The 15413-nt window shown below is 59.5% G+C and carries 10 protein-coding genes; 8 read left to right on the plus strand and 2 right to left on the minus strand.

From position 1 onward, the window contains the following. Positions 1-99: 99 nt before the first annotated feature. Positions 100-2370: a bifunctional 23S rRNA (guanine(2069)-N(7))-methyltransferase RlmK/23S rRNA (guanine(2445)-N(2))-methyltransferase RlmL gene (gene rlmKL / locus AC1MEA_RS23035; protein WP_480417517.1), complete on the minus strand. Its 2271-nt coding sequence runs from the start codon at positions 2368-2370 to the stop codon at positions 100-102. Positions 2371-2949: 579 nt separating this feature from the next. Here rlmKL and rmf point away from each other — a divergent pair. Further along, complete coding sequence (rmf, locus tag AC1MEA_RS23040; protein ID WP_080290409.1) at positions 2950-3165, plus strand: ribosome modulation factor; 216 nt, start codon at positions 2950-2952, stop codon at positions 3163-3165. A gap of 113 nt (positions 3166-3278) precedes the next feature. On the opposite strand, the gene AC1MEA_RS23045 is transcribed toward rmf, so the two are convergent. Beyond that, positions 3279-4313 carry a quinone-dependent dihydroorotate dehydrogenase gene (locus tag AC1MEA_RS23045; protein WP_449633523.1) on the minus strand — a complete coding sequence of 345 codons (1035 nt, stop codon included), beginning with the start codon at positions 4311-4313 and terminating at the stop codon, positions 3279-3281. A 347-nt stretch (positions 4314-4660) separates the two neighbouring features. Here AC1MEA_RS23045 and AC1MEA_RS23050 point away from each other — a divergent pair, with 347 nt between their 5' ends. From AC1MEA_RS23050 to AC1MEA_RS23080, 7 genes are all read left to right on the plus strand, one after another. Beyond that, complete coding sequence (locus tag AC1MEA_RS23050; protein ID WP_480417518.1) at positions 4661-5872, plus strand: CmpA/NrtA family ABC transporter substrate-binding protein; 1212 nt, start codon at positions 4661-4663, stop codon at positions 5870-5872. 14 nt (positions 5873-5886) lie between these two features. Then, a complete protein-coding gene (locus AC1MEA_RS23055; protein ID WP_219060217.1) occupies positions 5887-6462 on the plus strand; it encodes an ANTAR domain-containing response regulator in 576 nt (191 codons plus the stop codon). A gap of 287 nt (positions 6463-6749) precedes the next feature. Continuing rightward, positions 6750-7961, plus strand: coding sequence for a nitrate/nitrite transporter (locus tag AC1MEA_RS23060; RefSeq protein ID WP_219060218.1), 1212 nt, complete (start codon positions 6750-6752; stop codon positions 7959-7961). 8 nt (positions 7962-7969) lie between these two features. Then, complete coding sequence (locus tag AC1MEA_RS23065) at positions 7970-9628, plus strand: bifunctional protein-serine/threonine kinase/phosphatase (RefSeq protein WP_480918204.1); 1659 nt, start codon at positions 7970-7972, stop codon at positions 9626-9628. Between the two features lie 291 nt (positions 9629-9919). Then, the gene (gene nirB / locus AC1MEA_RS23070) at positions 9920-12364 is read left to right on the plus strand and encodes a nitrite reductase large subunit NirB (protein ID WP_480417519.1); all 2445 of its coding nucleotides are present in this window, start codon (positions 9920-9922) and stop codon (positions 12362-12364) included. After that, entirely contained in the window at positions 12361-12678 is a 318-nt protein-coding gene (nirD, locus tag AC1MEA_RS23075) for a nitrite reductase small subunit NirD (RefSeq protein WP_219060220.1), read from the plus strand. The genes nirB and nirD overlap by 4 nt, the downstream gene beginning before the upstream one ends. After that, on the plus strand, positions 12678-15407 hold the full coding sequence (locus tag AC1MEA_RS23080) for a nitrate reductase (RefSeq protein WP_480417520.1): 2730 nt from the start codon (positions 12678-12680) through the stop codon (positions 15405-15407). Before nirD ends, AC1MEA_RS23080 begins: the two co-directional genes overlap by 1 nt. Positions 15408-15413: the final 6 nt, after the last annotated feature.

Below are 15413 nucleotides of genomic sequence, written 5' to 3' on the forward strand. Positions count from 1 at the left end.
CGTGGCCATGGCTCAGTTATAGCTATTTGCCACTAGCTTGCCTAGCCCTACTCGCGTCCCACCCCTAACTAATTAAGTCAGGGGTGGGACATCGCCGGTTCAGCGAGCCGTAATACGCCAGGCCCGGTGGATCTTGCTGTTGCGAGCAAAGTCCGGGTCAACGGTCTGTGCGGTAATTTCTTCGACCGCATAGCGCTCGCCGAGGTTTTCGTCGAGCTGGAACTTGCGGAAGTTGTTGGAGAAGTACAACACGCCGCCCGGGGCCAGTCGCGCCATCGCCAGATCCAGCAACTGCACCTGATCGCGCTGCACGTCGAAGATCCCTTCCATGCGCTTGGAGTTGGAGAACGTCGGCGGATCGATGAAAATCAGGTCGTACTCGTCACGACTTGCTTCCAGCCACGCCATGACGTCGCCCTGCTCCAGGCGGTTCTTGTCAGAGAAACCGTTAAGCGACAGGTTCCGTCGTGCCCAATCCAGGTAGGTCTTGGACAGATCGACACTGGTGGTTGTACGTGCACCACCCTTTGCCGCATGCACACTCGCGGTCCCCGTATAGGCGTACAAGTTCAGGAAGCGCTTGCCCGCTGCCTCACGCTGAATGCGCATGCGCATCGGCCGGTGATCGAGGAACAGCCCGGTATCCAGATAGTCGGTCAGGTTCACCAGCAGCTTGACGCCGCCTTCGCTCACCTCAAGGAACTGTCCTTGTGCGCTCTGGCGTTCATACTGCTTGGTGCCGCTCTGGCGCTCACGGCGCTTGATCACCACCCGGCTCTTGTCGATATTCAACGCTTGGGGAATCGCTGCCAGCGCATCGAACAGACGGGCCGACGCCTTTTCCGGATCGATAGTCTTGGGCGCTGCGTACTCCTGAACGTGAACCCAATCGTGGTACAGATCGATGGCCAACGCGTACTCGGGCATGTCGGCATCGTAGACCCGATAGCAATCGATGCCTTCACGACGGACCCACTTGCCCAGCAATTTGAGATTTTTCTGCAAGCGGTTGGCAAACATCTGCCCGCCTTCACTCAACCGTGCCTGTTCAATGACCGGTTCAGGTTTGCGAATAGGATTGCCGTTCTTGTTGTACTTTTCGTACTTGCCGGGCGCTTCGACTTCAACCGATACATCCGCCTCGACCTGTTCACGCTCAATCTGACGCTGCTCAGGTGTGCGGCGCTCGCCGGTGACGAACTGATCCGGCTGAACCTTGATGAGCAATAATTTGCACGGCAAGGCGCCGTTCCAGAAGGCATATTGCTTGTGGCTGCGAATACCCATGCGCTTGCCCAGATCCGGTGCGCCGGTGAACACCGCCGCTTCCCAGTTCAGGCACGCCTGACGCAGACGTTCGCCGAGGTTCTGGTAGAGATAGAGCAAGCTCGCCTCATCACCCAGACGCTCGCCGTAAGGGGGGTTACAGATGACCAACCCTTTCTGGTTCTGATCCGGACGCGGCTCAAACGTCGCGACTTCGCCCTGATACACCTTGACCCACTCACTCATGCCGGCGCGTTCAATGTTGTTGCGGGCAGGCTGAATCAGGCGTGGATCGGCTTCATAACCGCGAATCCACAGCGGCGGCTTGGCCAGACCGATATCGGCCCGCGCCTGCGCCTCATCGTGCAGCTTCTTCCACAAGGCAGGAACGTGCCCGAGCCAGGCCGAAAAACCCCAGCGTTCACGCTTGAGGTTTGGCGCGATATCCGCAGCCATCATCGCCCCTTCCACCAGGAAGGTGCCGACGCCACACATCGGGTCCGTCAGCGCGCCGCCTTGAGCAGCGATGCGCGGCCAGCCGGCCCGCACCAGAATCGCTGCTGCCAGGTTTTCTTTCAACGGTGCCGCGCCCTGCTGCAAGCGGTAACCGCGTTGGTGCAAGCTGTGTCCAGACAGGTCCAATGACAGAATCGCTTCGCCGCGGTCCAGGCGCAGGTGAACGCGCAAGTCCGGGTTGAGCTTATCGACAGAAGGACGCAGACCCGACGGGGTACGCAGTTTATCGACGATCGCATCCTTGACCTTCAGCGCACCGAAGTGGGTGTTGTCGATCCCCGAACCGTTACCGCTGAACTCCACCGCGAGACTGCCTTCAGCGTCCAGGTGATCTTCCCATTCGACATCGAGTACACCGTGGTACAGGTCCTCGGCATCTTTCATCGGGAACCGCTTGAGCACCAGCAACACGCGGTTGGCCAGTCGCGACCAGAGGCACAGCCGATAGGCGGTCTCCATGTCGCCCATGCCACGAATGGCCGAGGTGTGTTCGCGGGTCTCCTCGAGGCCAAGCCCGGTGGCTTCCTCTGCGAGCAAACCTTCGAGGCCCTTGGGGCAGGTAAGAAAGAGTTCGTAACGGTCCGACATGGGTAATCCAGGGCCTTAAGCGATAAGCGGCGGGGCAACGCATTGCCCGACCAGATTTTAAACAGGCGCCTTTCTTGGAGAGCGCCTGCGTGGCACACATATTGTGCCGGTCCACCGTCATCGGCGCGTTGCGTCGATGCAGCAGTCAGTCCATCAGCTTGGTGGCCAAAAGACAATTGATCGTTCGATCATCGCCCATTTAGGCTAAAGATCCTTGTAATAAAAAGTCACATCCCGACCCTTCGTCGTTTTACGGCTGAAAGCAATCCGCCATCATTCGCGTTTGAAAAACCGCGTCAGCCTTCATTCAAAGCCTCAGGTCAGGGGGGCTGTGGTAAAAAATCCCTGCGAATGAGTGTGCTGCTTATGGCATTACCACGCCAATAGTTACGTTCTTATGACAAAACGATCATTCACAGAGCCAAGCGCATTGGTTAGAACTCATCACAGGTTGTCACCGCAACGATGACAACACCAAGCCCGCGACGCCGGCAGCGGGTACCAACGGCAGAAGATTCTGCCCGACCTCAACATGAGGTCCTCAGGGACATTACAGTCAACAAACGAGGGCAACACCCTATGAGAAGACTTAAGCGTGATCCGTTGGAAAGAGCATTTTTACGCGGATATCAATTTGGTGTTCATGGCAAATCCCGTGAGCTTTGCCCCTTTACTCTACCGTCGGTACGCCAAGCCTGGATCAATGGCTGGCGAGAAGGACGCGGCGACAACTGGGACGGTATGACCGGCACTGCGGGTATCCACAGACTCAACGAACTTCACGCGGTCGGCTAATCAGGTACATTCCGATCAAGTTTTTTAAATGTTTGAACGATGACCTAAACCATGCACGCCCCACCCGGGCGGCGGGCTAAAGCCCAAGGGGTTCCGTCAAGGAACCCCTTTTTTTATGCGCTGTGCCGGGACGACATCCCCGCTATCGCATCAACCGACTGGCGAATCAACGCTGGTCCTTTATAGATAAAGCCCGAATAGATCTGCACCAGACTCGCACCTGCGGCGATCTTCTCAGCCGCGTGCTTGCCTTCTGTGATCCCGCCCGCCGCAATGATCGGCAACCGCCCGGCCAATTCACCCGCCAGCACTCTGACCGTATGGGTACTCTTTTCACGAACCGGCGCGCCCGACAGGCCACCGGCTTCGTCCGCATGGGGCAACCCTTCAACACCTTTGCGACTGAGCGTGGTGTTGGTCGCAATCACCGCATCCATGCCTGATTCAATCAGCGCAGCAGCGACCTGCACAATTTCTTCATCCGTCATGTCAGGCGCAATCTTGATGGCCAGCGGCACGCGCCTGCCGTGTTTTTGCGCCAGGTCCTCCTGACGCAGGCGCAGGGCTTCGAGCAATTGTTTGAGCGAGTCACCGAACTGCAAGCTGCGCAAGCCAGGCGTGTTCGGCGAACTGACATTCACGGTCACGTAGCTGGCATGAGCGTAGACCTTATCCAGACAGATCAGGTAGTCGTCCACGGCGCGCTCTACCGGGGTATCGAAGTTCTTGCCGATGTTGATCCCGAGGATCCCGCGGTACTTGGCAGCCTGTACCCGGCTGATCAGGTGATCGACACCCAGATTGTTGAAACCCATCCGGTTGATGATTGCCTCGGCATGCGGCAGACGAAAAATCCGTGGTTTCGGATTGCCCGGCTGTGGGCGCGGGGTCACGGTGCCGACTTCGACAAAACCAAAGCCCAGCTGCGCAAACCCATCGATCGCCGTGCCATTTTTGTCCAGCCCCGCTGCCAACCCGACCGGGTTAGGGAAGTTCAGGCCCATGACCGTTACCGGCAACTGCGCAGGCGCCTTGGTAAACAAGCCATTGAGCCCCAAACGCCCCCCGGCGCCGATCAAATCCAGCGACAGGTCATGGGACGTTTCCGGGGAAAGTTTGAACAATAACTGGCGGGCCAGGTTATACATGGGCGGGATTGGCTCGTGAGCGGCTGAATTCAGGGCAGCGATTATAGACGGGCCGAGGGGTTGTAGGCGAGTTCGAACTGCAGCAGATCAACACGAGCAACTGTCTTCACCCTGCCATTCGTCACCACCATTCGGTACCACCGCTTTCGCAGGCAAGAACTAGGCGTCCCCCTGTTCCCACACCCGGCAACCCACTCATGGCATATGCCTTGCTTGATACCGTTGATCAGCACTCCCTCCAACGGCGGAGCGAGGCATCGGACAATGGCGTCGTGACGGTCTTTGCTTGTGCAGAAGACTGCGCGACGCTTTTTTATGGATGGCGCTTTGACCATGAATAAATCGGCATGAACACACTACCGAACAACACTCTGGCCTGGGTCGCGGGCAGCGACGCGCCGGAAAAAAACACCATCGACCTGGGCTTCATGGCCCTGACCGACTGCGCGCCACTGGTGGTTGCCGCCACCCAAGGGTTTGCTCAGCCCTATGGCCTGACCCTGAACCTGAAACGCCAATCGTCCTGGGCCAACCTGCGCGACAAGCTGGTCAGTGGCGAACTGGACGCCGCTCACAGCCTTTACGGGCTGATCTATGCGGTGCAATTGGGAATCAGCGGCTCCGTGAGCACCGACATGGCGGTGCTGATGGGCCTGAACCAGAACGGGCAAAGCATCAACTTATCCAAAGCGTTGCAGGACGCGAACGTGACCAGTCCTGAGGCACTCGACCGGTACGTGCACCAAAGCCGTACAAAACTGACGTTTGCCCAGACTTTCCCCACCGGCACACATGCCATGTGGTTGTATTACTGGCTCGCGAGCCAAGGCATTCACCCGCTGAACGACGTCAACAGCGTGGTCGTGCCGCCGCCACAAATGGTCGCGCACCTGCAAGCCGGGCGTATCGACGGCTGCTGCGTCGGCGAACCCTGGTGCGCCAGCGCGGTGAATCAAGGCCTTGGCTTTACCTTGGCGACGACGCAGGCGATCTGGCCCGATCACCCGGAAAAAGTACTTGGCTGCACCCGCGAGTTTGTCGAGCAGTACCCCAACACTGCACGGGCGCTGGTCATGGCAGTGCTGGAAGCCAGCCGTTTTATTGAACAAAACGATGAAAACCGGCGCAGTACCGCGCAATTGCTCAGCGGCAGCGATTACCTCAATACGCCGGTAGACTGCATAGAACCACGGCTCATGGGCGACTATGCTGACGGTCTCGGCAACCACTGGCATGACCCGCACGCCGTGCGCTTTCATGGCGCGGGCGAGGTCAACCTGCCTTACCTGTCCGACGGCATGTGGTTCATGACCCAGTTCCGGCGCTGGGGCCTGTTGCGCGAAGACCCGGACTATCTTGGGATCGCCACGCAAGTGCAGCAACTGAAGTTGTACAGCCAGGCAGCGACCGCTCTCGGCATCGCAGTCCCTGAGTCCTCCATGCGCAGCAGCCAGCTGATTGATGGCAAAGTCTGGGACGGTAGCGATCCCACAGCCTATGCACACAGCTTCAAGTTGCACGCGCTGGCCGATGCCGTACCCACCCGTGTCAGTCGCTGAAGGAAGTCGCGAACATGCTGCGTATCCTGCTGATAAATGACACGGCTAAAAAAGTCGGACGCCTCAAGGCCGCACTCAGCGAGGCCGGTTTCGAGGTGATCGACGAGTCCGGACTGACCATCGACTTGCCTGCCCGGGTAGAGGCCGTGCGACCCGACGTCATTTTGATCGACACCGAGTCCCCCGGCCGAGACGTGATGGAGCAAGTGGTGCTGGTCACCCGCGATCTGCCGCGCCCTATCGTGATGTTCACCGATGAGCACGACCCGCTCGTCATGCGCCAGGCCATCAAATCCGGGGTCAGTGCCTACATCGTTGAAGGTATCAATGCCCAACGCCTGCAACCGATCCTGGACGTGGCGATGGCCCGTTTTGAGAGCGATCAAGCGCTGCGTGCCCAATTACAGGCACGCGACCAGCAATTGGTGGAGCGAAAACGCATCGAGTTGGCCAAAGGCCTGTTGATGAAGATGAAGGACTGCAAAGAAGAAGAGGCCTACACCCTGATGCGCCGCCAAGCCATGAGCCGCCAGCAGAAGCTGATTCAGGTGGCTGAGCAGATCATTGCCATGAGTGAATTACTGGGATGAATTGATCGCTCTCACGTGTCGCGCGAGAGCAATCCTCTGATGATGGCCCGGCTTTTGCTTTAGAGATTACACAGGTAGCCAACGGCGGCTGCCCCACTTACGACAAAGACGTCGCATACCCCTCTCGCAAACGCGAATCGGGTTGCGGCGTTTTTTGCGTTTTGGCCCCAGCGCCTGGGGCTGGTGGAGCCCCCGGATATGGATGCTCCACCTGCACGTCCCTACCCGCTGAGCTTCAAGCCGCGCTCGAACTCAGCAACAACTCTTTTTTGCAGATGAGGTGTTCAATGAATACAAGCTTCTGGAAAGCCGGCCATAAGCCGACTCTGTTCGCAGCCTTCCTGTATTTCGACCTGAGTTTCATGGTCTGGTACCTGCTCGGCCCAATGGCCGTACAGATCGCCGGCGATCTGCACCTGACCACCCAGCAGCGCGGATTGATGGTAGCGACGCCGATTCTGGCCGGGGCTTTTCTGCGCGTACTCATGGGCCTGCTGGCTGACAAGTTGTCGCCAAAGACAGCGGGCATCATCGGTCAAGTGATCGTCATTGGTGCATTGTTGGCGGCCTGGCAGCTGGGCATCCACAGCTATGAGCAAGCCTTGCTGCTCGGGGTATTCCTCGGCATGGCAGGCGCCGCGTTCGCAGTCGCCCTGCCGCTGGCCTCGCAATGGTACCCGGCAGAGCATCAAGGCAAGGCCATGGGCATTGCCGGTGCAGGCAACTCCGGCACCGTGTTCGCCGCACTGATCGCCCCTGCACTGGCCTTGGCCTTTGGCTGGACCAACGTGTTCGGCTTCGCCCTGATTCCGCTGATCCTGGTCCTGATCGTTTTTACATTGATGGCCCGCAACTCGCCGCAACGGGCAAAAACCAAATCCATGGCTGACTACATGAAAGCCCTGGGCGACCGTGACACCTGGTGGTTCATGTTCTTCTACGCAGTGACCTTCGGCGGCTTTATTGGCCTGGCCAGCGCCCTGCCCGGCTATTTCAACGACCAATACGGCCTGAGCCCGGTGACTGCCGGTTATTACACGGCAGCCTGCGTGTTCGGTGGCAGCATGATGCGCCCACTGGGCGGTGCTCTGGCGGACCGGTTCGGCGGGATTCGTACCTTGTCGGGGATGTACGCAGTGGCGGCCATCTGTATTGCGGCTGTCGGGTTTAACCTGCCCAGCTCTTGGGCTGCCCTGGCCCTGTTCGTTTCGGCAATGCTTGGCCTGGGTGCCGGCAACGGCGCAGTATTCCAACTGGTACCGCAGCGCTTTCGTCAGGAAATCGGTGTGATGACGGGCTTGATCGGCATGGCCGGTGGCGTGGGTGGTTTCCTCCTGGCAGCCGGTCTGGGTGCAATCAAGCAGAACACAGGCGATTACCAAATGGGTCTGTGGCTGTTCGCCAGCCTCGGCGTATTGGCCTGGTTCGGCCTGCATAACGTCAAACGCCGCTGGAGAACCACATGGGGCTCGGCAGCAGTGACGGCGGCACGGGTTTAACCTCCCCGATGAGCTTGCAACTGAGTTTCGCCCATTTCAGCGCCAGTGGTCCGCGCACGGAAAATCAGGATGCAGGTCGCCTGGTGACGCCGATGCCGGCATTGGCGGCGAGCAAGGGCTACTTGTTCGCCCTCGCCGACGGTGTCAGCCATTGTGCCGACGGCGGGCTGGCGGCCCGCTCGACCTTGCAGGCGCTGGCGCTGGATTACTACGCCACCCCGGAAACCTGGGGTGTCGCGCAGTCGCTGGACCGCCTGTTGCTGGCACAGAATCGCTGGCTACAGGCCAATGGCCTGCTGACTACCTTGAGTGCCATCGTCTTACGGGGCCGGCGTTTCACCCTGGCCCATGTCGGCGATTGCCGGGTTTACCGCTGGCACGCAGGGCAACTGCTGCGCGTCAGTGAGGACCACGTCTGGGAACAACCGGACATGCAACACGTCCTCAAACGCGCGCTGGGGCTCGATCAATACGTGGTCATGGACTACCTTGACGGCGAACTGCGCGAGGGCGAGCGCTGGCTGATACTCAGTGATGGCGTATGGTCGACGCTCAGCGAAGCCAGCATCAGCTCAATCCTGCGCGAGCAGGACAATCTCGATAACGCAGTGCAGACCCTGGTCAGCGCCGCGCATCTGGCGGGCAGTCAGGACAACGCCAGCGCCCTGCTGATTCAGGTCGATGGACTGGGGCAGGATAACCTGGGCGACACCCTGATCCAGCTTCAGCAATGGCCAATACCTCCCGCACTGAAGCCGGGCCAACGGTTCGAAGGCTGGCAGGTGGAAACGGTACTCGGGCAGTCGCGGCAATCCCTGCTTTATCGGGTACGCGATCAGCAACAACAGCCCTGGCTACTGAAAACCCTGCCTGCAAGTCGTCATGCCGAAAGCCATGCCGGACAAGGCCTGCTGCTGGAAGAGTGGTTCTTGCGGCGCGTGGCCGGACGGTTTTTCCCTGAGATTCATCCCGCCCCCGAACGTCAGCATTTGTATTACGTGATGCGCGAATACCCCGGTCAGACCCTGGCCCAGGTGTTCGGGGAAAACGGTCCACTGCCGTTGCCGCAATGGCAGGATCTGGCCATGAGCTTGCTGCGCGCCCTGGGCCTACTGCATCGGCGCAACATCGTGCATCGCGACATCAAGCCGGAGAACCTGCTGCTTGATGACGGTGGCGAGCTGCGGGTGCTGGATTTCGGCCTCGCGTATTGCCCCGGCCTGTCAGTCGATACCGCCAACGACTTACCCGGCACACCCAGCTTCATCGCCCCCGAAGCCTTTGACGGCATAGCCCCCAGTGGACAGCAGGACTTATACAGCGCCGGAGTCACCCTGTATTACCTGCTCACCGGGCACTATCCCTATGGCGAAATCGAAGCGTTTCAACACCCGCACTTTGGCGTGGCGGTTCCAGCCAGTCGCTATCGACCGGACGTACCGGACTGGCTGGAGCGCAACCTGAGCCGGGCGTTGAGCGCAGACCCGACCCAGCGTTATGAAACCGCCGAAGAGTGGTTATTGGAACTGGAACAGGCCGAACTGACCACGCTCAAGGTCAAACCCAGGCCGCTAATGGAACGCGAGCCGCTGAAGGTATGGCGAACACTGGCGCTGACGTCGTTGCTGGTGAATCTGATACTGATTATCTGGATATTGCGTGGATGAGGTGGCGACCCAAGATCGCACCACTTGCAGGCAATCCGCGTTAAAAGAGTGCAATCAACCCAGCACAACGCCTGGAAAACCCCTGTAATCACGGGCGCCCACCGACTTGGCACAACCACTGCATTAGTTTCACCAAGCAATTTATAAAGTGCCCGCTTTCAACGACGAAAGTGGCACTTCCCGAGAGAACGGGACTGGACAAAGGCGTCCTCGCTAGGTGACTAGCGGGACGCCTTTTTTTGTTTGCGCGGAACTTGTCGAGCACGCCCCTCGTGGTCTCTCGGAGGCACTATGAAAAAACTCAAACTGGTGATGATTGGCAACGGCATGGCCGGCGTTCGTACCCTCGAAGAGCTGCTCAAACTGAGCGCCGACCTGTACGACATCACCGTGTTCGGCGCAGAGCCACACCCTAATTACAACCGCATTCTGCTGTCGCCAGTATTGGCCGGGGAGCAAACGTTCGATGAGATCGTGCTCAACGATTTGAGCTGGTACCTGGAAAACAACATTCAGCTACTGCTCAACCGTAAAGTGGTGAAGATTGATCGCGCCAAGCGGCTGGTAATCGCCGACGACGGCACCGAAGCCCACTATGATCGTTTGCTGATCGCGACCGGCTCGACCCCCTTCATTCTGCCCATCCCCGGCAATGACCTGCAGGGTGTGATCGGCTACCGCGACATCGCCGACACCCAGACCATGATCAACACCGCCAAGACCCACACCCACGCAGTGGTGATTGGTGGCGGCCTGCTCGGCCTCGAGGCCGCCAACGGCCTCAAGCTGCGCGGCATGCACGTGACCGTGGTGCACATCGGCGAATGGCTGCTGGAACGCCAACTGGACCAGACTTCCGCGCATTTACTGCAAATGGAATTGGAAAAGCGCGGCCTGACGTTCCGCCTGAAAGAACAGACCCAGGCACTGCTCGATGACGGCAAAGGCCGGGTGAAAGCCGTGCAATTCAAGAACGGCGATGTGATCCCTGCCGATCTGGTGGTCATGGCCGCCGGTATCCGCCCCGCCACCGAATTGGCCGAGCAGGCTGGCATCCCCTGCAACCGGGGGATTCTGGTCAACGACACCCTGCAAACCTACGACCCGCGTGTGTATGCCATCGGCGAATGCGCCAACCATCGCGGCATTGCCTACGGGCTGGTGGCGCCGCTGTTCGAGCAAGCCAAAGTCTGCGCAAACCATCTTGCCCAACTGGGCTTCGCGCGCTATCAAGGCTCAGTGACCTCGACAAAGTTGAAAGTGACTGGCGTCGACCTGTTTTCCGCTGGCGACTTCATGGGCGGCGAAGGCACTGAAACCATCACCCTGTCCGACCCGATTGGCGGGGTCTATAAAAAGCTGGTGATCAAGGATGACGTCCTGGTCGGCGCCTGCCTGTATGGCGACACCGCAGACGGCGGCTGGTACTTCCGGCAAATCCGCGAAAACCATCAGATCAATGAAATCCGCGACCACCTGATGTTCGGCGAAAACGCCTTGGGCGATGTCGGCCACCAGGGTCAGGACAAAGCCATGAGCATGGCCGACAGCGCCGAAGTCTGCGGCTGCAATGGCGTCTGCAAAGGGACCATCGTCAAGGCGATTCAGGAACACGGGCTGTTCAGCGTCGATGACGTGAAAAAGCACACCAAGGCGGCCAGCTCCTGTGGCTCTTGCGCCGGTCTGGTGGAGCAGATTCTGATCAACACCGTGGGCGGCGCAGCAGACGTCAAACCGAAGAGCGAAAAAGCCATCTGCGGTTGCAGCGACCTGAACCACGGGCAAATCCGCAAAGCCATCCGCGAGCAGCACCTGCTTACCATCGCTGGCGCCATGAGCTACATGAACTGGCGCACCCCCAACGGCTGCGCCACCTGCCGTCCTGCGCTGAACTATTACCTGATTTCCACCTGGCCAGGCGAGGCAAAGGACGATCCGCAATCGCGCCTGATCAACGAACGCGCTCACGCCAATATTCAAAAAGACGGCACTTATTCGGTGGTGCCACGGATGTGGGGCGGCGTGACCAACCCGTCCGAACTGCGCCGTATTGCCGATGTCGCCGACAAGTACAACGTGCCCATGGTCAAGGTCACCGGCGGGCAACGTATCGACCTGCTGGGGATCAAGAAGCAGGATTTGCCAGGCGTCTGGAAAGACCTCGACATGCCTTCCGGCCACGCCTACGGCAAATCAATCCGCACGGTGAAGACCTGTGTCGGCAGTGAGTTCTGCCGCTTCGGCACACAGAATTCGACCCAACTGGGCATCGAACTTGAACACGACCTTTTCAACATGTGGTCGCCGCACAAGGTCAAGCTGGCCGTCTCTGGCTGCCCGCGCAACTGTTCGGAAGCCGGGATCAAGGACGTCGGCATCATCGGCGTCGACTCCGGCTGGGAGATGTACATCGGTGGCAACGGCGGGATCAAGACCGAAGTCGCCGAATTCTTCGTCAAGCTGAAAACCGCTGAAGAAGTCCGCGAATACAATGGCGCCTTCCTGCAGCTGTATCGCGAAGAAGCCTTCTACCTGGAGCGCACCGTGCACTACCTGCAGCGAGTCGGTATGGAGCACATCAAAAAAGCGGTGCTGGAAGATCATGACAACCGCCGGGCCCTGAACGCGAAATTGCAGTTCTCACTGTCATTCGAGCAGGACCCCTGGAAAGAGCGCATCGAGCAACCACTGCTGAAAAAAGAATTCGAACGCATCCCTGTGGAGGTGCTGGCATGAACTGGCTCGATATCTGCGCCCTGGAAGACATCAACCCGCTGGGCTCGCGCATCATCGAAGGGCCCAAGGGGGACATCGCCATTTTCCGCACCAGCGACGATGAAGTCTTCGCCCTCGACGACCGTTGCCCACACAAAGGCGGCCCATTGTCTCAGGGGTTGATCTACGGGAAGCGCGTGGCGTGCCCGCTGCACAACTGGCAGATCGACCTGGAATCGGGTGAAGCGCAAGCGCCCGACGTGGGCTGCACACACAAACACTTGGCCCGCGTAGAGAACGGCCGCGTGCAACTGGCATTGAAGGAAGCAGCATAATGCGCCCACCCGCCGCTACAACGCAGATCACCGCGTCGACCTGCTGCTATTGCGGAGTCGGCTGTGGCGTGCTGATCGAGCACGACAATGAGCGCATTCTCGGCGTCAGCGGCGATCCTAGGCACCCGGCCAACTTCGGCAAACTGTGCAGCAAAGGATCAAGCCTGCACCTGACTGGCGACTTGACGGCTCGGGCGCTGTACCCGGAACTGCGCTTGGGTAAATCCCTGGCGCGCAGCATCACAGATTGGGACACGGCGCTTGACCATGCTGCCAACGTGTTCGCTGACACCCTTCGCGAACACGGCCCGGACAGCGTTGCGTTTTACGTCTCAGGGCAACTGCTGACCGAGGACTACTACGCATTCAACAAACTGGCCCGAGCACTGGTCGGCACCAACAATATCGACAGCAATTCGCGGCTGTGCATGTCTTCCGCAGTGGTCGGCTACAAACGCAGCCTGGGTGCCGACGCACCACCGTGTAACTACGAAGACATTGAGCTCAGCGACTGCGTGCTGATCGTTGGCAGCAACATGGCTTACGCCCACCCGGTGCTGTTCCGTCGGCTGGAAGAAGCGAAAAGCCAGCGGCCGGACATGAAGATCATCGTGGTCGACCCGCGCCGCACAGACACCTGCGAACTGGCGGACCTGCACTTGGCGATCCAGCCCGGCACCGATGTCGCGCTGTTTCACGGCATCCTGCATCTGCTGCTCTGGGAAGACTGGATTGATCGCAGCTTTATCGATCAGCACACCCAAGGCTATGCAGAACTAAAGACCCTGGTGCGCGATTACACCCCGCAAATGGTCGCCGAGATCTGCGGCATTCCCGTGGAGCAACTGCACGCCTGCGCGCAATGGATTGGCACCGCCCCGAGTTTTCTGTCGCTGTGGTGTATGGGCTTGAATCAGTCCACGGCGGGTAGCGCCAAGAACAGCGCACTGATCAACCTGCATTTGGCAACCGGGCAAATCGGCCGCCCCGGCGCAGGCCCCTTCTCTCTCACCGGTCAGCCGAACGCCATGGGCGGCCGTGAAACAGGAAGTTTGTCCAATTTGCTGCCGGGCCATCGCGAAGCGGCCAACGCCACGCATCGCGCAGAGGTTGCCGAGTATTGGGGGGTCGATGCGTTACCCGCCTCTACCGGGCTGACCGCCATCGAGTTGTTCGAGCAATTGCAGACAGGCAAGATCAAAGCCCTCTGGATTGCCTGCACTAACCCGGCGCAGTCGCTGCCCGATCAACAAAAAATTCAGCAAGCGCTGACCACTTGCCCCTTTGTGGTCCTGCAAGAAGCCTTTCGCACCACCGAAACCTGCCGCTTTGCCGACCTGCTGTTGCCTGCGGCCAGCTGGGGCGAAAAGGAAGGCACGGTCACCAACTCGGAACGACGCATCTCTCACGTGCGCCAGGCGATACCGGCCCCCGGCCAGGCGCGCGCGGATTGGGCGATTACCGTGGACTTCGCTCAGCGCCTGGAACAACGGCTACGTCCAGGCGCGCCCAGCCTGTTCGCGTTTGATCAACCACAAGCGCTGTTCGACGAGTACAAACAGCTGACGCGCGAGCGTGATCTGGATCTGTCGGGCATCAGCTATGCCGTGCTCGATCAACAAGGCCCACAACAATGGCCCTTCCCAACCGGTGCCCAGACAGGAACACCTCGCTTATATGGCGATGGCATCTTCCCCACCGAGTCGGGCCGTGCCAATTTCATTACCGAGCCCTACAGAGCCGCCAAAGAGCTGCGTGACGCACGTTTCCCGCTGACCCTGAACACAGGCCGCCTGCGTGATCAATGGCACGGCATGAGCCGCACAGGCACCGCTGCAAGATTGTTCGGCCATGTCAGCGAGGCCGTATTGAGCTTGCACCCTGACGAGATGCGCCGTCATCGCCTGCAAGCGGGCGATCTGGTGAGCCTGAAAAGTCGTCGCGGTAGCTTGATCGTGCCCGTCAGTAGCGATGACAGCGTGCGACCAGGTCAAGCGTTCTTGCCGATGCACTGGGGTGATCGCTTTCTCAAGGGTGGCGTTAACGTACTGACGCAACCCGCGTTCGACCCGCTGTCCAAGCAGCCGGAGCTCAAGCACACCGGCGTGCGCATCGAGGCCGTGACGTTGCCGTGGCAACTGTTCGCACTGGTCGAAGGTGACGTACAAACCCATCTCGAAGCCCTGCGCCCGCTGTGCGAAAGCTTTGCTTACGCCAGCCTCAGCCTGGCTGGTCGCGAGCGTCCTGCTTTGCTGATCCGCGCTGCAAGCGCCCAGGCGCCGGACAATCAATTACTCACACAGATCGACCAGCTACTTGGCCTGAATGAGGGCCCGGTACTGTCCTATGACGACCCACGTCGCTCTATTGGCAAACGGGTACGCATCGAAAATGGCCGGATCACCGCCATCCGCCTGGCAGGGGAAACCATCGCCCAGCATTGGCTGCAGAGCCTGTGGCTGGAAGGCCGCGCCGATGAACAACTGCGCCGCTGGCTTCTGGCGCCGATCAGCACCCCACCCGGTAACGCAGCGGCCACGCCTCACAGCAGCAAAACTTTGTGCAACTGCATGAATGTCAGCGAAAGCGCCGTGCTGGCCGGAATTGGTCGCGGGCTTGATCTGATTGAACTGAAAACACAACTGGGCTGCGGCAGCCAATGTGGCTCCTGTGTACCGGAAATCAAACGATTGCTGGCGGCCAACCCGCTGCCAATGGCAATCAGCTAATGAGGG

Source organism: Pseudomonas sp. ASL8, from assembly GCF_056680355.1.